26 protein-coding genes are annotated in these 20,981 nt (G+C 38.9%); 4 read left to right on the forward strand and 22 right to left on the reverse strand.

Features of this window, described 5'->3' with window-relative positions; translation table 11 throughout:
* Positions 1-99: 99 nt before the first annotated feature.
* Entirely contained in the window at positions 100-516 is a 417-nt protein-coding gene (locus B5J93_RS07375; RefSeq protein WP_079325804.1) for a hypothetical protein, read from the forward strand.
* 1,256 nt (positions 517-1,772) lie between these two features.
* On the opposite strand, the gene B5J93_RS07385 is transcribed toward B5J93_RS07375, so the two are convergent.
* The 20 genes from B5J93_RS07385 to B5J93_RS07470 all read right to left on the reverse strand — a co-directional run bounded on the left by B5J93_RS07385 (position 1,773) and on the right by B5J93_RS07470 (position 17,541).
* On the reverse strand, positions 1,773-2,210 hold the full coding sequence (locus B5J93_RS07385) for a hypothetical protein (protein ID WP_079325806.1): 438 nt from the start codon (positions 2,208-2,210) through the stop codon (positions 1,773-1,775).
* A 1-nt stretch (position 2,211) separates the two neighbouring features.
* The gene (locus B5J93_RS07390; protein WP_079325807.1) at positions 2,212-2,775 is read right to left on the reverse strand and encodes a hypothetical protein; all 564 of its coding nucleotides are present in this window, start codon (positions 2,773-2,775) and stop codon (positions 2,212-2,214) included.
* Between the two features lie 131 nt (positions 2,776-2,906).
* The gene (locus B5J93_RS13520) at positions 2,907-3,053 is read right to left on the reverse strand and encodes a hypothetical protein (protein ID WP_158080708.1); all 147 of its coding nucleotides are present in this window, start codon (positions 3,051-3,053) and stop codon (positions 2,907-2,909) included.
* Positions 3,046-3,225 (reverse strand): hypothetical protein, encoded by a 180-nt coding sequence (locus B5J93_RS07395; protein WP_079325808.1) that lies wholly within the window; start codon positions 3,223-3,225, stop codon positions 3,046-3,048. The genes B5J93_RS13520 and B5J93_RS07395 overlap by 8 nt, the downstream gene beginning before the upstream one ends.
* Positions 3,203-3,412 (reverse strand): hypothetical protein, encoded by a 210-nt coding sequence (locus tag B5J93_RS13780; protein WP_143823507.1) that lies wholly within the window; start codon positions 3,410-3,412, stop codon positions 3,203-3,205. The genes B5J93_RS07395 and B5J93_RS13780 overlap by 23 nt, the downstream gene beginning before the upstream one ends.
* A 40-nt stretch (positions 3,413-3,452) precedes the next feature.
* The gene (locus B5J93_RS07400; protein ID WP_079325809.1) at positions 3,453-3,890 is read right to left on the reverse strand and encodes a hypothetical protein; all 438 of its coding nucleotides are present in this window, start codon (positions 3,888-3,890) and stop codon (positions 3,453-3,455) included.
* Positions 3,891-3,897: 7 nt separating this feature from the next.
* Positions 3,898-4,539, reverse strand: coding sequence for a hypothetical protein (locus B5J93_RS07405; protein WP_079325810.1), 642 nt, complete (start codon positions 4,537-4,539; stop codon positions 3,898-3,900).
* Positions 4,540-5,085: a PAAR domain-containing protein gene (locus tag B5J93_RS13340; RefSeq protein WP_115237298.1), complete on the reverse strand. Its 546-nt coding sequence runs from the start codon at positions 5,083-5,085 to the stop codon at positions 4,540-4,542.
* A gap of 62 nt (positions 5,086-5,147) precedes the next feature.
* The gene (gene tssC / locus B5J93_RS07415) at positions 5,148-6,629 is read right to left on the reverse strand and encodes a type VI secretion system contractile sheath large subunit (protein ID WP_079325811.1); all 1,482 of its coding nucleotides are present in this window, start codon (positions 6,627-6,629) and stop codon (positions 5,148-5,150) included.
* 9 nt (positions 6,630-6,638) lie between these two features.
* Positions 6,639-7,160: a type VI secretion system contractile sheath small subunit gene (tssB, locus tag B5J93_RS07420; RefSeq protein WP_065256168.1), complete on the reverse strand. Its 522-nt coding sequence runs from the start codon at positions 7,158-7,160 to the stop codon at positions 6,639-6,641.
* Positions 7,161-7,186: 26 nt separating this feature from the next.
* A complete protein-coding gene (tssA, locus tag B5J93_RS07425) occupies positions 7,187-8,218 on the reverse strand; it encodes a type VI secretion system protein TssA (protein WP_079325812.1) in 1,032 nt (343 codons plus the stop codon).
* A gap of 9 nt (positions 8,219-8,227) precedes the next feature.
* A complete protein-coding gene (locus B5J93_RS07430; RefSeq protein WP_079325813.1) occupies positions 8,228-8,743 on the reverse strand; it encodes a TagF domain-containing protein in 516 nt (171 codons plus the stop codon).
* Positions 8,737-12,306, reverse strand: coding sequence for a type VI secretion system membrane subunit TssM (gene tssM, locus B5J93_RS07435; RefSeq protein WP_158080709.1), 3,570 nt, complete (start codon positions 12,304-12,306; stop codon positions 8,737-8,739). Before tssM ends, B5J93_RS07430 begins: the two co-directional genes overlap by 7 nt.
* A gap of 10 nt (positions 12,307-12,316) precedes the next feature.
* Positions 12,317-13,576 (reverse strand): type VI secretion system protein TssL, long form, encoded by a 1,260-nt coding sequence (tssL, locus tag B5J93_RS07440; protein ID WP_079325826.1) that lies wholly within the window; start codon positions 13,574-13,576, stop codon positions 12,317-12,319.
* A 56-nt stretch (positions 13,577-13,632) separates the two neighbouring features.
* Positions 13,633-14,967 (reverse strand): type VI secretion system baseplate subunit TssK, encoded by a 1,335-nt coding sequence (gene tssK / locus B5J93_RS07445; protein ID WP_079325815.1) that lies wholly within the window; start codon positions 14,965-14,967, stop codon positions 13,633-13,635.
* Positions 14,968-15,000: 33 nt separating this feature from the next.
* Positions 15,001-15,744: a type VI secretion system lipoprotein TssJ gene (tssJ, locus tag B5J93_RS07450; RefSeq protein WP_158080710.1), complete on the reverse strand. Its 744-nt coding sequence runs from the start codon at positions 15,742-15,744 to the stop codon at positions 15,001-15,003.
* Entirely contained in the window at positions 15,731-16,339 is a 609-nt protein-coding gene (locus tag B5J93_RS07455) for a hypothetical protein (RefSeq protein WP_079325817.1), read from the reverse strand. Before B5J93_RS07455 ends, tssJ begins: the two co-directional genes overlap by 14 nt.
* Positions 16,329-16,757, reverse strand: a complete 429-nt coding sequence (locus tag B5J93_RS07460; RefSeq protein ID WP_079325818.1) for a hypothetical protein — start codon at positions 16,755-16,757, stop codon at positions 16,329-16,331. The genes B5J93_RS07455 and B5J93_RS07460 overlap by 11 nt, the downstream gene beginning before the upstream one ends.
* 302 nt (positions 16,758-17,059) lie before the next feature.
* On the reverse strand, positions 17,060-17,344 hold the full coding sequence (locus B5J93_RS07465) for a hypothetical protein (protein ID WP_079325819.1): 285 nt from the start codon (positions 17,342-17,344) through the stop codon (positions 17,060-17,062).
* The gene (locus B5J93_RS07470; RefSeq protein WP_079325820.1) at positions 17,335-17,541 is read right to left on the reverse strand and encodes a hypothetical protein; all 207 of its coding nucleotides are present in this window, start codon (positions 17,539-17,541) and stop codon (positions 17,335-17,337) included. Before B5J93_RS07470 ends, B5J93_RS07465 begins: the two co-directional genes overlap by 10 nt.
* Positions 17,542-17,695: 154 nt before the next feature.
* On the opposite strand from B5J93_RS07470, the gene B5J93_RS07475 reads away from it, so the two are divergent.
* The 3 genes from B5J93_RS07475 to B5J93_RS07485 are packed head-to-tail and all read left to right on the forward strand — an operon-like array spanning position 17,696 to position 19,928.
* Positions 17,696-18,907 carry a PAAR domain-containing protein gene (locus B5J93_RS07475; protein WP_079325821.1) on the forward strand — a complete coding sequence of 404 codons (1,212 nt, stop codon included), beginning with the start codon at positions 17,696-17,698 and terminating at the stop codon, positions 18,905-18,907.
* A complete protein-coding gene (locus tag B5J93_RS07480; RefSeq protein ID WP_079325822.1) occupies positions 18,900-19,400 on the forward strand; it encodes a hypothetical protein in 501 nt (166 codons plus the stop codon). The genes B5J93_RS07475 and B5J93_RS07480 overlap by 8 nt, the downstream gene beginning before the upstream one ends.
* A gap of 51 nt (positions 19,401-19,451) precedes the next feature.
* A complete protein-coding gene (locus B5J93_RS07485) occupies positions 19,452-19,928 on the forward strand; it encodes a hypothetical protein (RefSeq protein ID WP_115237047.1) in 477 nt (158 codons plus the stop codon).
* Positions 19,929-20,023: 95 nt separating this feature from the next.
* Here B5J93_RS07485 and B5J93_RS07490 read toward each other — a convergent pair whose 3' ends face one another.
* Both B5J93_RS07490 and B5J93_RS07495 read right to left on the reverse strand, forming a co-directional pair.
* Positions 20,024-20,494, reverse strand: coding sequence for a hypothetical protein (locus tag B5J93_RS07490; RefSeq protein ID WP_079325824.1), 471 nt, complete (start codon positions 20,492-20,494; stop codon positions 20,024-20,026).
* Positions 20,495-20,509: 15 nt separating this feature from the next.
* Complete coding sequence (locus B5J93_RS07495; protein WP_115237049.1) at positions 20,510-20,875, reverse strand: hypothetical protein; 366 nt, start codon at positions 20,873-20,875, stop codon at positions 20,510-20,512.
* Positions 20,876-20,981 lie beyond the last annotated feature (106 nt).

Raw genomic sequence — 20,981 nt, forward strand, 5'->3', positions numbered from 1 at the left:
TTAAGTTCGGTTGGTATAACTCAGGCATTACACTTAATAAATACCAATGGGATATTATCTATAATGATAACAATATAGAAGTTAAATAGGATTGAAATTGTGAAATTATTTAAAATTATTACTACTTTTGTAGTATGGCTTGGCTTAGTAACCATTAGCCATGCTAAGTCTTATTATAACGTCATGCTTTCTGATGAACAAATGGCACGGCATCTTGATAAATATGATACGCTAAAATTTTTCAAATATACTACAGTGTACAATGAAATAAAAGATAAAATTCGTTATGAATTTCCTGAAAGGTATCTTTTATCTGAAAATGGCATCACTCACATTAGATTTTTTTTAGGTGAACGCTATACAGACGAAGTAGATTGGCAATTATGGATGGATAGACACGATCCAGATAAAGTCAATATTATGACCAACTCAGATAAAGAAAAGATGATTATTCTTATCAGTACCATCACAGATGATAGACAAAAAGCTGAACAATTGTTTAATAAATTGTATTAGCTTATCTAGAAAGATATGAGAAACTAAAAGATTTGCCTGAATGCAAACAATATTGCCCCATATCTGTAACGATACAATACGAAAATAAAGACATTGATTTGCATGGCAAAATTGATGAAAGAAATATTTTACAAAACCACCCAGAAAATCGGCATAGCATTGATATTTTTTATTGCTGACTATAGGTATTAATAAAAACACAATGGTTTTTATGGGTAAAAATCGGACGATTTTACACGAGCTGGGGTACAGTTATGGTTTATATCATACTTTTATGCAAAGCGAATTATCCATCAACAGTCCCCATACTTTTTTTGAGGGTATACCGATAATATTATGGATTATCAGTCTTTTCAATTGCCCCAAGACATCATCGATAAATGTCATGCAGATCCAACAACCAAAAAGCCAGAAAATGACAGCCCAAGAATGAATACCATGTTATCATTATCTAAATGGCAATGGGGCATCATCCAAAACGACAAAAGCATCCAAAGAGGTCAATCATATGTTTAAATCTTTGTTAGTATTTTTGACAATCATAGCATTAACACAAAACACTTATGCTCTAACCGAAGAGTCGCTTTGCAAGCTATCTTCTTATATCAAAATGCTTAAATACAAATAATGAAAATTTTTAATTTTACATGAGTTGAGGTGTGGTTTTGGTTTAGTAATTGCTTATTTGCTTGAGAGCTAAAATAAGATTATTGGAGTAGAAAAGTTGTAAGATTCTACTATTTGCACAGAGTAAAGATGGATAGTATTACAGATTATATGTTTATGGTTTTTTACCTCTTTAAATACAGGAATAATAAACTATTCATAATGAATAATATCTGGAATGTTCTCCAAATAAGAAAATGATTGTTATGACAATAAATAATCGATGACCATATCATATTCCAGACAGTTGAACTTTCTACAAATAAAAATATAAGATATTGACATGCAAAGTAAACAGAAAATAAAAAGGCATATCCAATTTTATTTCTCACTGGGGATAAAAATAGTGCGAAGAAAAAAGTAACTATCGCCAATAATTTAAATGCGACATCATCATCTCCTCCAGTGCCATTAATTTGATATAAATACATTGTTGAATATTTATCATATCCAAAACAAATTTTATTGTATTCAATAAAAAGTAAGGGAAATACTGATAAAAACAAGCATAGCTTTGATGTTGTTAAAAGAAATTTTGGCATGAGAGTTTTTATTTATGGTTAATTAGATGAATAATATATTTTATCCGCCTATTCCAACACTTCAATAGTATATGTTTTTTCAAATTCTTTGCCAACAAACATACTGCCATAAGTACTCCCTGTTAATTTGATGGTAATTGGTTTTAGTTCAGACGGAGTGCCTGTAATAGTTAAGTTTGAGTAATCTGCTCTATAAACAGGTTTATTATATATGTCTTTATGGCTTTCATACACTTTCGGCTCCACCATAATATCTTCATTTGAAACTTGTATGTCAACCGCTTCCTCTATAATGGCGGCTTCTATCTCAATTTTTGCATAATAAGGTTGATTGAGATGTGCTTCGGGTAATTCTTGGATGGTAAAATTTGGTCGATTAGCAATGTAAGATGAGCTATAAAATACAATAACCAAAAAAGCAATTAACAATACTATGATTGCCAAAAACCATAATACCATTTTTTCCCATAATGCCATCTTTTTCATATCATACCCTTTTTACAACAAAAGCGGTTTTGTGGTAAAACATGAATTTATTAAGTGGTAAATTTGGCTGAATAGACCAATTGTTCTCACCCCAAGAAAATACCATCAAGTGCACTATGTCTGTTAATTTGGTATTTAAATCAACAGCATTTTTCCCACTTCGCAATAAACTTGTCCATACTACCCAATGCTCTGGAATGACACCAAAGGCAGAATTTCCCTGTTGCAGTAATTCGGTATTAATTAAAGATATAATATAATGATTGGGTTTGGTAAAATGAGCATTTAATTGAATATAATTTGCCAAAGTGTCTAATTCGTATGTTTCAATGTGTTTAAAGCCAATTTTTTCCAACCAACCTATTAATTCATGAGGAAGGGTTATTCCTGCAGTCTCATCATCGGGCGATTTGTAGCGTATTCTTTTATTAAAGGTATCTCTTAAACTAGCTAAAGTCATCCAATCCAATCCAGATATTTTAGCTATACCATTGGTTTTAAAATACCTAGTAGGATATCTGGTTTTCTTAGATGGCTTAAGTTGTATCGATTTAATATTTACCACGCCATAATACCACAGACTCCAAACAAGACTTTTGTAGGTATTTTTATCCACTAATAGTAAAAAAATAAAAAAATACAGCAGGACCACACAAAGAGGATAAGCCCTGGTCAGGAACCTCTCTACCCTCTCCCTTAACGCCCTTCAATTACATTCCAAGCAAAAGGATCTAAATCGTCGCCAATGCCGTGCTCATAGGCGATAAACGGTCTATTGCAAATGGTTTGGGTGGTAACTGGTGTGCCGGTACCAGCAGAGGTGCAGGTGGTTTTGTCACTCATTACTTATCTCCTTATTTTGCCAGTCCAAGTCTAGTTTAATCTCATAATCATCAGGTGAATCTGTAAAAAAGTGTGGGGTTTGACCATTTTCATCAGTTCTACCTGAGTGTATCTTGCCTGTCTTTTTGTTTTTGGCAGTATATGAGACATTAATAAGGATAGCGATCATCATCTACAAAGCGTACTGAAGTGCTATAGGTGCTGGGTGTTTGGGTTGGGTTTTCTTTTAACCGACCAGTACTTATTGCCACGCCCTGTGAACTGACTTTTTCTTTAAAACCCATCTGCGAATGCACAAGCTTTGGCGGTGGACTACATTTACATAGACATAGGTCGTCATTTAGGGCAGGCCAAACCATTTACTTTAACAGTCGCAGATTATTGCTAGATTTATTAAAATCAATCAAGACCATCATCTTTTAAACAGTTTTTTATGTTTTTCCCATAAAAAACTTTTTTGTTATTAATGCAAAAATCAAATCCAGAAAATCCATGACCTCCAAGTTCATATTGATATAGCATAAAATGATAAATTTTTTTATCATGAATCATGGAGGGGTAATTTTCAATGGTTAATTTTGATACTTTTTTCCCCAAACCTTGCGAATAAACAGTTTGGCTGTCATAACCAATATCAAGACCACTTGCATAACCTTCCTGAATCTCAAAGACTAAATCGTTTTGCTCAATAATTGCATTTTTTAATGAATTATTTTTGACAAGGTCTTTGTCTTGAGACATGATATGACTTATCCATAACATCAAACCAATCACCATAACAGAAAAACATAACATAAAAACAGCAATTGCCTTTATGAATTTTTCTACCTTTTTCATACCAGTCCTAAACACCAATTGCTTGCTTTACTTTTTCTTCATAAAGCCGAATCACTGCATCCAAATTTCTAGCCCTGACATTAGTTTCAAAGTTTTTTGTTATCATTAAGTCGGGGTTTCTTTTAAATTTCAATGCCCAGTAATCAGCTATGATTTCTGCCTGAGATTCCATGTTGTAATCTGACAACTTGGACTTAATTGTCACAATATTAGAGACCGATTTATTCTGAGAAGTTTGCATTTTAATCACCTTGCTTCCAAATGTTTGGTGAATGTTGTATAAATAAGGGTTAGTGTCATTAAGACGAGCACAAGTATGTATTTTAGCACCTATCAAACGCACCCACATGCCCTTACGGCTTTGCCAGACATGAGCCATCTCATGGATAAATAAGTGTTTCATGCTATCGCTATCAAGAGCATAATTTTCTCTATATACCTTTTTTGCTGGATATAAATTGCCATTGGGTGTTACGATGGTTTCTTCTTGTTGATTAGGTAGGTAATCAACCTTAAATACTTTAACTGCTTGATACTTAATGGTTTCACCAAATATTAATCTTGCCAAGGCTATTTCTTCTGCCGTTAAATCTCTGCTTGGTATGTTAATGATTAGCTTGTCACCACTTTTATTGATTGGTATGCCCATTTAGTTGTCTCCATCTTGCGAGAAAAACAGCTCTAAATCCGTAATTTCTGTTTCTATATCGCTATAGAAAATATCTGTATTACCTTCATCATCAAGCTCTCCTTCGTATGTTATGCCATCTATCTTTAATCTATATCTCAAAAATGGGATAATATCATTATTCATTTCTCCAAAGTCGAACTTAATGCGTTTATCAAAAATTTTTGAAATACTCTTTTCCTTGTGATTTTTGGGCTGAGTGTTATAGCCATCATCAACCACTTCCCTAAAACTCGTCTGCGAATGCACAAGCTTTGGCGGTGGATTGCATTTACATAGACATAAGTCATCATTTAAGGCGGGCATTCGTCCGTTTACTTTGGTAGAGAGTCTGTCTTGGTCAGGGATGATTTTACCCATAGATTGACAGGCAGGGCACCAGACATCATCGCCGATATAGCTTTGTTCTTTACCATAGACCTTAAAGGATAGGGTATTGGTGGTTTTTTGGACGATACCACCTGCGGTGGTGGTGTCGCCTTCTAGGATATAGTAGCGAACAGTCATAATATTGCCCCTCATATTCTAAAAAAATAGCAACCCCCCGCCTAAGGGGTTGCTATGTTCTGCTAGTCCTTTCTAAGAGAGGGGAGTTTGGACACCAATCGCAAGGACACTGTCAATCCCTCTAGTTGATAGTGCGGACGCAAGAAAAACTTGGAGGTATAAAACCCTGGATTGTCCGCCACTTCTTCCACAATCACCTCAGCTGCTGCCAAAGGTTTCTTGGCTTTGGTCTCTTGGGATGAGTTGACCGGATCGCCATCGACATAATTCATAATCCAATCATTGAGCCAACGCTCCATATCCTCGCGTTCTCTAAATGAGCCGACCTTATCACGCACGATACATTTTAAATAGTGAGCAAAACGACAGCAAGCAAACAAATAGGGCAGTCTTGCTGATAATTTGGCATTGGCTGTGGCATCTGCATCGTGATACTGGGTTGGCTCCTGCAGGGACTGTGCACCGATAAAGGCGGCTAAATTAGAGTTTTTGCGATATACAAGTGGCATTAACCCATTGGCGGACAGCTCCGCCTCTCTACGGTCGCTAATGGCAGTCTCGGTTGGGCATTTTAAGTCCACACCACCGTCATCAGTTTCAAAGGTGTGAGTTGGTAGGTTTTCCACCGTACCGCCAGATTCAACACCACGGATAGAAGTACACCAACCATACTCGCTAAATGAGCGGTTGATATTGACTGCCATGGCATAAGCGGCATTTGCCCATGCATACCCTTCATGGTCTGATACCTGCTCTTCAAAGTGAAACTCATCAACAGGGTTACTGGCACTACTATAAGGTGCTCTCACCATAAATCTAGGTAATGCCAACCCCAAATACCTAGCATCATCACTAGCTCTCAAGTTTCTCCATGCTGCATATTCTGTGTTTTGGAATATTTTGGTGATATCTCTTGGATTTGATAACTCCTCCCAAGAATCCATCTGCATAAGGCTTGGATTGGCACCCGTAATGAACGGACAATGAGAAGCAGAGGATATCTTAGCAACCTCCGTCAAGATTTCAATGTCTTGTGGACTGTGGTCAAAATAATAATCTCCCACTAAGCAACCAAAGGGCTCGCCACCAAACTGCCCATATTCTTCTTCATAGATTTTTTTGAATATTGGGCTTTGATCCCACATCACCCCTTTAAACTTCTTGAGGTTGCGAGCGAGTTCTTTTTTGGTTAGAGGCATAACCTTGATTTTAAGTAGGTGATTGGTCTCGGTATTATTGACCAGATGATGTAGCCCACGCCAAGCACTCTCCATTTGCTTAAATTCTTCGTGATGGATAATTTCATTAATTTGATCGGATAGCTTTTTATCAATCTGAGCGATGATTGCTTGGATGGTTTGATAAGTATCCGATGAGTGCTTGACAGTGTTGCCCAGTGCTTGGCGAGCCAATGTTTTTAGTGCACCTTGAACCGCATCTTCTGCTTGCTTGGATTTGGGCTTGAATTCTTTATTAACCAAAGCTTCAAAGTCATTATCGAAAACAGTTTGGGTGTGTGTTTGATGTTCGTGTTGCGTAGTCATGACACTTCCTTAGGAATTATTATCTTCTGATGTGGCGTTTTTTGGTAAAGTTGCCAAAGATTGAAGCAGTTCATTGTCAGATAAAATCTTATCAATCAAATCTTCTGCCCCCGCCTTACCATCCATATAGGAAAGTAGATTTGACAACTCTGTTCTTGCATCCAAGAGTTGTTTTAATGGGTCAATTTTTTGTGCGATTTGCTCTGGTGAGAAATCCTCCATTTTTTCAAACTCCATTTCAATACCGAGCTGAGTCCCATCCTCTTCTAATCTATTATCTACATTAAAAGCAACTCTAGGCTTGATTGATTTCATTCGGTCGTCAAAATTGTCCGCATCAATCTCCATGAACGCTCTATCGGCAATGCTTGGCAACTCCTGCTTGCTTTTGCCTGCCAAATCAGCAAACACACCCATCACAAAGGGCAATTCTATCTTTTTTTCGGTGCCATACACCTCCACATCATACTCAATCTGAACACGAGGTGAGCGGTTTTTAGCAATAAATTTCTGAGCGGATTTACTACTCATGTCATCTCCTAGGGTTTGACTTAGGTTTAATTAAATTCATCATCATTAGACAAGGGTTGCCCCACCAAATTTTCCAATCTATCTAATGATTCTGGACTAATGTCTTTCATTATTTCATAAAAATTAAGATTCATCAATTTTTGAATGCGTCTGATAAATAATGGTGCAGGATGTGAAGGTTCATGCTTTTCAAAATACACATGAATCTTTTCAAGCAATAATTGCACATCCTCTCTTGAATTTACAGAATAGCTCGCCCAATTCATCACAGGCGTGACAGATTCTGCTGTTTTTATGTCGGTCATCTTGGTTGGTGTGACATCTTGTCGCCCCAAACCAGACTCTCCTGATTGGTTTAGTAAATCCAAAATCTTTTGAATTAACTGCTCAGCAAGCTCAAACTTTAGACCACTTATCTCATATTTTTCAAATAATACCTTGATTGCCGATATGAGCACCCCTGCCTCTTTTAGCTGACTTATGGGCGAGTGCTCATCTTCGGAGGCAACAGACAAATCAATGACCAGCCTTTGAATACCTCCAGCATATAGTGACTCATCATGGCTCTCCAAAAAAGCCTCTATCTCTTTTACCGTATGAAACTTTCCTGACAATCCATTTTTGACCAAAGGGGCATTTCTTAGGTCTTTTAAGATACCATCAGGAGCAAAGAACAAAGACAGTGCATTCACTCGAAAATCAGGGTCATAATCACCATCTTCATCAACAAGCTTTGGAAAGATATCCTCCCAATATTTCTCAAGATTACCCTTGATGATAAACAGCCCTTCTTTTAATCCCATAAGCCCATTTAGTACAATACCACTTTGAGTAAAATAACTCATGACAAGCAAATCTTTACTCTTATGCAGTAAAATCTGATGACAAGACTCATAAATGGCACGCCAGTCCTTGATTCCAGCTTCAACCACCAAATCGCCATATTGTTGCTCTGGCTTGTCTTGTAGTAGGCTCATTAAGTTTAAAAAATCGTCGTCATACTCGATATTATGCCCTGCTACCCGCTCATCATGCAATGGTGCCAAAAAGTCATCCATCCAATCCTCCTAAGAACTCATGATTAATTTACGATAAAGTATACTACTTAACTGTGTGGAACTCAAACGCTCTGGGGCATAGCAGGCACTCTGCCAGATGCCTTCATTTAATGACACTTCAGTTCTTTGCAAAAAATCTTCATAGCCATCCAACAGCTCACCATTATTCATATCTGCAAGCAACGAAATGTCGAAACTCGCCTGCCTAATGGCATCTTGACAACCATCCCTAATCAACATTAATGACTGCTTTTCATATTCATGAAACAACACAAAGGCGAACTCCCTGTGTCTGCTGTCATGACTCGCCAAAAAAATACCTGAAATCTGAACTGGCAAGTCATGACCGTCTATCATAAAAAAATACACACTTGGTCTTTTGTGATTTTGCTTTAAAATCATCTCACCAAGCTGACCCTGCCCTCGAATCATCCAGTCAGTGATAGTCTTAGACCATAATGGCAAGTTATGTGATGTTAGGAACTCGGCATGGTGAGGCAATTTACCATAAAATGACACTAACATACAAACCCCTTTAACTCACCAAGCAAAAAAGGATTTGTGCCAGAGATAGACTTAAACTCAATATGTACTTCATGTTTATCCAATTCAAAGGTTGCAATCACCCCTTTGTTATCTTTGGTGTTAATAATCCGACTTGTCTTATCCATCAATCTAAACACAGACCAATCACCTTTCACTTCCAAGCCATGACTTTGGTTATTAAAATCCATGGCTTTTAGAGTCATGCTTTTTTGCGTTGATGGCCAAGAGAGTTTGATGCTTTTTTGAGGTCCATGATAATAGGTGGTCTGCGTACCATCATAACTTACGGACAGCTCTTTAATATCTTTATCCATCGCCATGATTTTCATCGTAAAATCCAATGCAGGGTTTTTGGAGCCCGCCAAAAATTTTGTATTGATTTTTTGGGCATTTTGGTAATGTTTATGCCTATCCGAACCTTCAAGTAGCGACAAAAAAGGGGTGCTTAGTCGCTCATTCACCAAAATATTACTCTGCAATGTCTGCATAAACAAACCCTCCGAGCCAAATACTTTGGCAAACTCTTGAAGCGATACTTCTTGAGAGGCTGATTTATCAAAAGGATACTTTCCAGTAATTAAGCTTTCACAGCCTTGCCTGACATGGGCATCTTGTTGTTCAGCGATGGACAGTACCGTTTTTTTTTGCTCTTCGATGACGGCTTGTGCTTGCTCGTCTTTATAGGTTTGCTGATAGTCTTTGCTCGTTTGGGAGATTTGCCCCACAAATTGGTCTAACATGGGTCTAAATGGGTCAGGCAGACGACTGACCTGAGCCTGATAGTTAATGACTGGCTTGTTATCGGGCATCAGCGCATCATTGTTTTGCATGCTCATCTGCAATGCCACCAAATACACATACAAGTCATTGATTGATTTGGCAATTTCATCCAACTGAGATGGCATGCCTTCACTACTTTGGGCTAATACATGAAATTGAGAAAAATGAGTTGCCACATCCTGCAGATAGCCTCTCATCTGAGCAGAGGTTTCGTTGGTCTTGGCGGTCTTTTTAGCCTGCATCACAGCTTCCTTGCCCTGCTTGGCTTCCTGCTCTGTGTTCGCCGTGGCATCATTGGCAACATCAGGTGTCGGCTTGGCAATTTCCTCCACAAGGTTGGTGTTATCATAAATACCACGGATAATGCCCGCCAAAGAGGAGTTTTTTTCTGATAACTGCTTTGACATGACAATGGTTTGTTGTAAATTTTTTGGTTCTAGCATCCTAATGTCTGCAATGTACTGTTGCCAATAGGTGATATAGTCATGGGTGTATTTTTGATAAATATCTGACAACACCTGCTCTTTTGAGGCAAAAAAAGCATTGCTTGGCATGACCCAATTTTCTGTATTATAAAAATTATCTAGGCGGGTATTCACATAAGGCAAAAACAGATTCTGATAGCCATATTTTGTGTATAGTACTGGCATGGGAGAATTCAATGTCTTGCCACTGACTCTGCGAAATAAGCTCTGCGTGGCAGAACCACCCATGGATACAAAAGATACAGACGGCATGCCTTTGGTGTCAAGAGTTTGGGTATACCCTATCAAATCGGCATAGACCACATTACTAATGTCCTGTCCTGCCAACATCTCTCTGGCTTTATTTATCATCGCCAAATCTTGGGGGTCGTTTGGCGTGATTTTTTTGTCAATCAATATTTGCTTTAACTGCTCAAAGTTATCAGCGTTTGATTCAAATGCTTCATTAGGTAAGTTGGACTGCACCCACCCAGTGATGAATTTACCATCATAATGCTTATTGTCATAAAGCATAAGATAGGCTTTTAGATTTTGATATAGTCCCGCCAAAGCGTCTTGGGTGGTATTATTTTTGAGCTTATCTTTGATGGCAGTGGAGATGAGTTCGTTCAAACTCTCCTCGATAAGCGAACGATATTTTTGTTGTGAGGTGGCATAAATCCTGTCATAATCATTTAGGCCAACATCACCCAAAAAACTTTTTTGGGTTAGCTCTGCTGATATGTCACGATTGGGGATAACCCTAACTTTGTTGGCAAAATCAAGTACTGCCAAGGCATTACTACCATCCACCGAGCTTGAGACGGCATGAGCCTCTTGGGTGTTTTTCTCCACCTTATCAAGATATGCCGAGTTCTTGAAGAAAGCCTTGATAAAAATCACCGCACACGCAATGGTTAATACTGACAATAACAAGCATAACCCCCAATAAATCATTTTTTGCTTCTTGAGCCAAGAAGCGTCCGTCCCTGCCAAATTGGACGCCTCCATCAAAACAAAATGGTAAAAATGATTAATAAAATAAGGCTTTGAACCAAACATTAAGCCGTTATTGTCTTGGATGTATTTGGATTGCAGTTGGTATTTGGGATTGGCATGAGTCATCTCCCCCATTTCCTGCTGAGCAGAACTGGTAAAATAAACCCCGCCCAAATGAAGCATGGCATCGTATTTTGACAAATTTAGGAGTTTTTTGAGATAGCTTTTTAGGTGCGTGGTAAAGTCAGCAAATTCTGAGGCGAAAGACAATGCCAAATCTGATGGTTCATTCTGCTGATTGTTATATGCCACACTGTTAAATATATTTAACTCAATGGATTCTGCGATGTCGTCTAATTTTTTGGTGATGATATTTATCTTTTCTGCCGAATTATCGGACAAAACATCCAAAGTAATGCCAAATACCTTATTTCTATCCTCTTCGGTAAGATAATTAAAATACTGCCCAAAACCAGTAATGAGGTCAATTTTATTAATGACCACATAAAATGGAAAGCTGATGTTAAATGTGTTTTGCACCTCTTGCAATCTAATTCTAAATTCGGACAGCTGGCTTTCTAGATACTGCTCATCATTTTTCATGATGTCGTCCGCCCCAATCATCAACACCAGCCCATTGATAGGCTGTTTGGTACGGCACCGCTTTAATAGATGGAGTAACTCCTGCCAGTCATCACTGTTTTTTGACTGGTTGTCCTGCTCAACGAATCTACCTGCTGTATCAATCAGTACCGCATCATCCGTCAAAAACCAGTCACAATCTTGTGTGCCTGCCAACCTAGAAGTATTATCCACGGTGCCGATGGGGAATTTTAACCCCGAATTTAGAATAGAGGTGGTCTTTCCAACGCCTGAAGCACCTACCAACAAAAACCAAGGTTTTTGATAGATGTAACCTTTTTTATCCGTAAATAGTCTTTGTACGAGATTTTTGTTTTGTGTGTCATTATGCTTTTGCAAAATCAAATCCATCGAATTGAACTGTTCGGTGATTTTGTTTTTATTGACTGCTTTATCATCAGAGGATAGGTCGCTGGCTTTTAGCTCTTCCATGACGTGTTTGTTAAGCTGTCTTTGTTTATACCATTTATAGACATTTACCCCGATTACCACCAGTATAATAAGGCAACTTAACAAGACTTTTACCCAAGTTGGCTCCAAAGGCTTCCATGTGCCTATCTGAAGATAAGCACCCCCAAACCAAATCATGGAAATTAGAGATACCGCCCCAAATCCACCCCATAGCATCCCAACATTTATCATCGACAAAAAGTTCATTATTACCCCATTATTGTATTGTGTTAATTTGCGTGCCTTCAGTATCTTGTAGCGATGGTGAACCTTCATCCAAATACACAATGATTTCTACTCTGCGATTTTTCGCTCTGTTTAATTCGGAATCATTAGGCAGTACAGGATTTTGGTCGCCTTTACCCTCAGAACGCACTTGAGAAGCATCTTCAATATATCTGAGCAAAATCTGCTTAACTGCATCCGCCCTTCCTTGTGATAAGTGCCAGTTAGAGGGGTAAGCCGAACTACTGATTGGTCTATCGTCAGTATAGCCTGAGACAATAATCTGACCATGGACGATATTTAGGGCTTGGCTCACACTTGCCAATACAGGGAAAAATCTATCTTCTATCTTGTCTGAGCCTGAAGCAAATAGCTCATCGCCCAAGATGGTAATCTTGCTTGCTGTTGGCGTCTCACTGACCTCAATAAGCCCGCTTTCAATCTCATTTTTGAGTAGCGGTGTCAGCCTTCTTGGTTGTGTGCTTGCAACGGGTGCGTCTTGTTTGACGGGAATGGTCAGTGCTTGTATGGATTGATTGATGTCGTCTGTTCTGTTTGCAAGCTGATAATCAAAGATTTTATAAAGCCCCAATAACAGCAAACCAAAAGCCAGTGCCATTACCCAAATAGGCACCACCTTATTTCTAATACCGCTTAGCTCGCCTGCTGATGACTTATCCATCAACAATGGCGATGAGGGCAATGACTTGTATTTGGCGATGAGTTTTTCCAGCTCTTTTTTGAGGTTGTGAACGCTGACCTGTCCATTATTGAGCACCTGATATTTGCCCATATATCCAATAACCAAACAATAGTACATAAACTCAATTAAGTTAAGATTTTTTTGGGGCTCTGCCTTGATTTTATCCAACATGGCAAAAAACTGCTCGCCACCCCACGTCTCACTATGAAACGTGACCAACAGACTGTTTGCCATCCACTCTTGATCCGCCCAACCATGCTTGGCGGCAAATTCATCAAGCAGCGTGCATAAACAATATCTGGCAGCACGAACCGTCTCATAACGCACACCCATGCCCTCAGACTGCTCTTCAAAAACCTCAATCTGTGCTTTTAGATGTTTTAATACTTCTGCACTCCCCAGATTGCTATAGTAGTACTTCATCTGAGAGGCTATCGCAAACAAGGGAATGGCTGATTTCACCAAAGGATTGCTGTCATCAGCATTGATAGAGGCACTCTGCTGACTGGATAATCCTGTCTCAATTTCTTCAAATCTGACCGTTTGCATGATTTGTCCCATTTAAATGCATTATTATCATAACTTAACTCATCATGCCTGTTTGATTAATAAACAGGTTTGATTGCCCAAAATTCAATTTGCAACTCTGGAAATTCGCCCGCCAGATGTAGTGCCATGCCTGATGATTGGTGCAAATCCGCCCACAACTCAGAAGTCTTATCAAGTTCAAAGTAGCTAAACCCTGCATAATATGGGAGCTCTCTGGGTGCTGTTGCCAATGCATTAACCTTGACCCCAGGCAGATGATAAGCCACCAAATCTTTGATTTTTTCAACAGAGCCGATCTTGATGGTCGCTGGCAGCGTCTGTCTTAATGTCTCCGGCTGGATATTGGCATTCACCGCCAATACAAAACGGCAATTATTAAGCAGTGACTTATCGGGTGTAATGGCAACTCGGGTCGTCTCATCAGTCATCTCAAACGGAATGAGAATGGCTTTTTGCTCTAGCACAATCGACAGAGCCTGTTTTAGCAACGCCATAAGTTCAGCATAACATTCTTTGAGATTGTCATGGTGGTAACTCGGCAATGCCAAGTTCATTTTGGTTGGCTCGAACGTGCTTAGGTCGCCATAGAGTTTTAACCAACTTTCATATAATTCACAAGGATGTATCACAGGCAATGTGGCGGTATGGTGCATATAAGCCTGATAGCGATTGAGGGTCTGTAAAAACAGGAAGTCTCTAACATCATTACTTGTCATTAGAGATGGGTTGGTCAAAACCCCAGTCAAGGACTGAATACGCTGTTTTAATATGCCATGCAACTCTTGATGATGGTTGGCTAGAATCTCATTTTTGTTCACGTTCAAAAATGGTGGGATGAATGTCTTGTCTAGAAAATATTCGCCGTTGGCGTTGCTTGATAAAATCTTGGCAACAGGCAGGTGAATCATGCCATCGCCAAGCTGGCTTGATAACACCAAACGTAAGTTTTTATTGGCAACGACGACCTGTCTTTTGGCAGAATTTAATTCGGTAGCATCTGGCAGCTCAATACCGTGCAGGATATACTGAGCATTTATACCATCAGCATCATCAATCATGGCATAGTTTTGCTGGTATACAGACTCATTTGACCATGCCAAATACACGGTTTCGGATTCTATGTTTGGCGGAATTTCTATCTTTAATCTTGGACAGCTTTGAGAAGTCTCTTCAAAATACAAGCCATTTTTAAAAAAACCGCTGACCTGTGCTACTTCTAAAATACCCATTTCCTTGGCGGATTCATTAAAATCCAAGTTTTTAAAACCCCAATGATGGTTTTTATTGAGTGCAAAATTATTAATCAGTGTCTCAAAATAACGCTCTTGCTGTTGAAAATGCTGAGGTGAGATTAACGTGCCCTCTCCCCAAACAACCTTAAAATCAATCATACGCTCACCTCTTGTAAAAATATAAAAATCATATCAATCCGCCATCAATGCTTTATCCGTAGCAGTTTTACCATCCCCTAAGACATCAACCGCATCCAGCTTTGGCTTGGGTGACGAAAAATAGCCCTTTGACATGTCAGCAGGTGCAGATTCTTCAAGTGCTTTTTCAAGTTTTTTTAATGCTTTGTCTTGCTCACGCTTGGTGAGTCTTTTAAAATCCTCCATGCTCTTGCCCTGCTCTTTGAGTTTAAAGGCAAGCATTTTACTCAAAGCTTCCTGTTTGGATAACTGAACCACGCCCTGTGGCTGAACATGCAAGTATAAAAAATGATTGCCCCTAACTTGATACCAGCGTTTATCCTGCTTTTGTAGAGATTGCTTCCAATCATTTGACTCATCACGATAAGCTGTCGCCACTCCTAGGTATTTAGTTTTGTCATTTAGGGGGAGCTTGAATTCTAAAAGCTCGTCAGGTCTTAGGGTGACATCAGTCTGTTCAAGCATGCTTCCACCCAAAAGCTCGCCATAGGATTTGTCATCACTCATCATCTGTGGCAGTTGTCTAAACTGTATCTCAGAACTTAGCTGTAATAATGTTAGACGAACAGGTGAGGCAACACCCAACACATCCTCATTGATGTCGGCGTCAGACATCAAAATCACGTCAATCTCAGAGGGTGCTTTGTCATCACTTGACGGCAAAGAAGCACAGCCATACAGAGTCATGATGGGTAATAAGATACTCCACAGACCTTTTGTGCGTTTAATAATATTCATCATCATCCTTATCTATGTTATCGGGTTTGGCGTGTTGGTCTAAGATGTTTTGGGTGGTTTCTTTGAGTTTTGTTAAAAATAACTGCTCTTGAAGTTCTTTTTTGTGTTCATAAGAGAGGCTTGACTGAATGTACTGTGACAAATAAACCGCCATGTCATCAGAGAGCTTATCTGCATCACCTTGGGTGCGACTGTCTTTGTACATCTGTCTAAGCTGTGCCACATCATACAAATCCATATAGATGGTAGCGATTTTTTCATTCAACCAAGAGTCAAACTCAGATGAAGATACAGCCTCTACCATGCTCTGTTTTAGCATGGGTGAAGTCGCTTTGTCCTCGTAGTACTGTTTGATGATTTCTTTTTGCTTATGGGTTTTGATAAGCTCGGCAAGCACTTCATTGACCAGAGTCTCGGTATCGCCTTTTAGAAGACCTGGGATTTGATGGGACTGAGCCACTTGATGGGCGATAAAGTATTCCTCATCTAGGTCAGCCACTGCGATGGTCGATGTCGTCAGCAGTCCTAGCAACATCATCTTTGGCAGTAAAACCCAACTGCGTGTAAAGCTTTGGGATATTAACTTATTTTTCATCTGCCTTGTCATCCTCATGGTTGGTCTGGTTCGTCTGACCTTCTAATGTCTCATCATCCACTGCTGTCTTATCGGGTGAATCATCAGGATAAACCAAAGCAGAACGATGCTCCATGCCAAAATTTCTATCCAAAAAAAACTCATGCATTGACTGTTTGAGTTCTAATAATTTTTTTGCCAGCAGTTCATTATTTTGACTGTCTGTGGTTGGTGGGGTCTGAGCCATTTGTAACTGTGTCAGTGACTGCTCATGCTCCTTTTGCAGAATCAAATATGCCTTGACAATCTCATCCTCAATCTGTCTCTCCTCTGCGGTGAGCTCTCTATCTGCCTCTGCTAAGCTCTCAAAAATGACTTGGCGAGCATACTGCCTTGCCTTATCTTCTGATGCCCCAGTGTTGGCGTGTGCGGTCGTCATACATAGCACACAACCCAATACTCCTAATATATTTTTGCGTTTAACCATACTTCACCAATCATCAACGTTGCTATGCTCATAATAAATCAAACAAAAGAAGCCACCCGACCACATCAAATAGATGTCTAAATCACCCTATAAAATCATACATCATTTAGAACAAAATAACAACAATTATTATTAAAATTTATACAGCCACACTTGGGTTAAAACGTTCGCCCCAATCCTCCTTTTTGACTGTACGAGCGTGAGTGTAGGGGTCTGTGTAGCCCCTTACATGACGACAACATCATGCCACAATATTATACACAAGGGCGTTTACGACCACGGCTGTCCTTGCAGGTGGGCATGATAGATTCATGGCGTTTCCAGTATTCTAAATCTTTAACAGGAATGATAGGAACACCATTTTTACAAATAAAGTCATTTAAAGCTAAGGGTAATTGGTGTTTGGTTGTAAAGGCATTTAATTCCGCCTCACTACGAATCTCCCGACCTTGACAGTCTTTGGGGAGTTTGGGGGTGTCGCCATCGCAGATAAAGTTACCGCCGATTTCACGGGGTAAGCCATAGTCATCTAAATACAAGCCACCTTCGCTAGCATGTATACGCCCCCCCTACAAGTCCAAACATTCTCTCCACGAGCATTTTTAAATCCCTTTGCCCTTTTACCATTTGCCCCTACTTCTTGACCATAACCCCTTAGACCTTTAAATGGGTCGCAGGCGGTTAGGGCAAATGATGATAAAAGGATTGATAAAATAAGCATGGCTTTGGTTTTCATAAGGTCTCTCCTTATTTAGTCTTGAGAAACGGTTCTCTCAATATACAAATACAGAGCAAGCTAACTTTTACGATAGTGTGCCACAAACATGATTGATATCAACTTTGTTTAATGATACGATAATCATATCGAAAGTTTATAGAGAGTAATTATTATGTCCGTTTATCCTGCCATAAGACAAGGTGATACTACGACACATGGTGGTACAGTCATCACCGCCTCCTCTAATTTAAATATTTATGGAAAAACAGGCGCTTGTATGGGCGATATGGTTACTTGCCCAAAATGCCGAGGTACCTTTCCTATTATTGAAGGCGCCTCTAGTGTCAATACTTTTGGGAAATCCTTGGCATTAGATGGCATGATGACTGCTTGTGGTGCCGAACTCATTGCCTCGCAATCACAGTTTGTGGTAGAAATAACAAAAGGTCAAGGTGTCGCACATAAAGCCTCTGACAATACCAATGCCATCACACCTTTATTTGACGAACAGTTTGTCCTGCAAAGTGAAGACGGTACATTGCTTACAGGCATGGTATATGAACTCAAATTTTCCGATGGTTCTATCATTAAGGGGGTAACCTGCGATGAGGGTTGTACAGAGCGTATACAGGCAGATACCGCCTTGGAATTGGTAGAAATTAGTTATCCTGTACTTATAGCCCCCTCCCAAGGGGACTGCTGTAGTGCAAGTGCAGAGATTGCCATGTATGATTTGCCTATCAATCAATACCAAAGTCAGCCTACTCTACTTACCAATTCACTGATTGGCATTTCAAAGAAAATATTGCAACTTATTTTTGGTAAATATAGAGGGCTCACCGAAAATGAGCGCAAGCTTGTCATGCCGATATTTAAAGACAGTATTGACTATGATAAGGTTAAAATTCATCATGGACGATTTATCCCGATCTTTCAGCCCAGTCAAACTGCCATGACACCCTTTGGCACCATTCATTTTCCTGACGATATTTACGAAGAGGATTATGCAAATCCGACTCAAAATTTAATAAATCCCAATATAATCCAACATCTTTTTGTTCACGAAATGACCCATGTGTGGCAGTACCAATTAGGTTATTCACCTTTTTTAAATGGCATTATTATTGCACTCAAAGGGGGATATATAAATAATAAAGCTTATGAATATCTTTCCAAAGTTCAATCCAATCAAGACTTATCTGACTTTAATATGGAGCAGCAAGGAAGTATTATTGCAGATTATTTTATAGACACCACAAATAACCATACATCTCCTAGTCCTCATCCATACACAAAAGGAATGCCTCTTATTGATAGCATTTTAAAAGAATTTAAAAACAACCCTTCCAATAAACAACTACTTCCAAGAGATAATCATGCTTAAAATACCTTTTTATTTACTTGTATTGTTATTCTCTAGTCATGTTCATTCTACATCAACTCTTGCCAAAGAAGATGGTAAAATACTTATTGTCCTAAAAAATAATTACCCCTGCTTTTATTTAGCAGATAATGAGCCCATTTATCATATTGGGTTAGCTTCTAGGGGATTGGATGGTTATAAGTACAATTATTCGCATAAAATTGGCGAAGAAAAATTTGGCTTTAGTGAAAGCACTTGTATTACTGTAGACCATTATAAAGACTTTCCCTACAACACTCCGTTTAGTGTGTATGTCGGTGGTTATAATAATGCTTATATACAAAATAGTCCAAATGACATACAAGGAAATAGAAGTAGTAGCCACATTTATTCTACTACCAACTTTTGTATTTTAAAAACAGAAAAAACACGACTGGTTAAAGCCAGAAAATCGCATTTTTGGGAGACTGGTGGTCAATTAAAATGCACCAATCAGGACTGGACGCCAAAATGATGATTACCTATTCTTAATTATTTACTTTTTTATGATTGCTAAATTCACACAATGATGTATAAGTTTTTTATTATTTTAATGACCCTGTCCTTCTTTCCAATGGGTTATGCCAATTCATTTGTCAATCTTAGTAAAGAAGATGGCGAAGTGGTAATTTCTTTGGTGGGTGATTATCCTTGTTTTAGTCTAAATGCCAATAAAGAAATCAGTAGTTTTTATCTTAGGGATATGGGAGGAGAGGACCCAAAATTACTGCCATTACAAGAAAATAATTTTCATTATAATGGTCATTGCGTTAGTTATGGCTATGATGTTTCACATAAATTTATTTACAACAGCTCCTATGAAATCTATATAAAAGTCGCCGCCGAAGATATGAAAAAATACCGTTATCGTTATCATAAGGCAAGCTTTTGCGTCCTAAAATCCCAAAAAGGAACAACACGACTGGTCAAAGCCAGAAAATCACATTTTTGGGAGACTGGTGGTCAATTGAAATGCACCGATCAGGACTGGACGCAAAAATAATTACCGCTTGTCCTGAACATAAACATGATTTAACCAAGAAAGCTCAAATGGTAAGTCTATAACTGTAGTCGTATACCCCATATCATACCGCAATATTATACACAAGGGCGTTTATGACCACGAGCGTCTTTGCAGGTGGGGTTGTATTTTTCTTTGGTTTTCCAATACTGCAAATGTTCTGCTTTTACTTTAGGAACCCCATTAACACAATCATAATAAGGCAATCCAATAGGAAACTGATGTTTTTGCCAAAAAGCAATAAATTCCGCCTCACTACGAATCTCCCTACCTTGACAGTCTTTGGGGAGTTTGGGGGTGTCGCCATCGCAGATAAAGTTACCGCCGATTTCTGGGGGTAGGTTATAATGTTCTAGCCACGCACCGCCATCACTGGCAGGTATTATTTCCTTTTGACAGCCTAAAATCTCCCCACCCCGAGCGTTTTTAAATCTTGGTGTTGGCTTTCCATTCGCCCCCGCCTCTTGTCCATAGCCATCTAGCATACCACAGGCGGTTAAAGAAAGTACCGATGATAGAATAAGGGATAAAATTGTAATGTTTTTCATCAGGTTTCTCCTTGTTTAACCTTGATAAACAGTTCGGTAGAACTGGTTGGTGTTTGGGTTGATTTGGGGTACACTGACTTGGGTACCAATCAGGCTTAAAAACTTTCTGTCCATACTGCTACACCAGTGTAGATAGTCGTGAAATAGGATTTTTCTTTGTTGGACATTTTGAATACCAGCATAGTAGTCTTTACCCTCTTGTGTGCCATTGATGATATCATTATCAACAAAGTATTTGGCTTTGTTTGTTTTAAAGTTTTGGTATTTTTCCCAAGCTGTATCAATCAGTTCTTTGGAGAATGCTTGAAAATAAGGGTCTTTGACTTTATCGGCATGGTATTTGTCCAAATTATAATTACGATTAACACCAACATCGGTCATAATATCAAGCATCAGTTTGGTGGCGATTTTGGGGTAGTGTAAAAAGTATAAAAGTAGCGTGAATTTGGTTTGTTCACGCTACTTAATTATCTATACCAACCGAACC

This window comes from Moraxella equi, from assembly GCF_002027555.1.
GTDB lineage: Bacteria > Pseudomonadota > Gammaproteobacteria > Pseudomonadales > Moraxellaceae > Moraxella > Moraxella equi.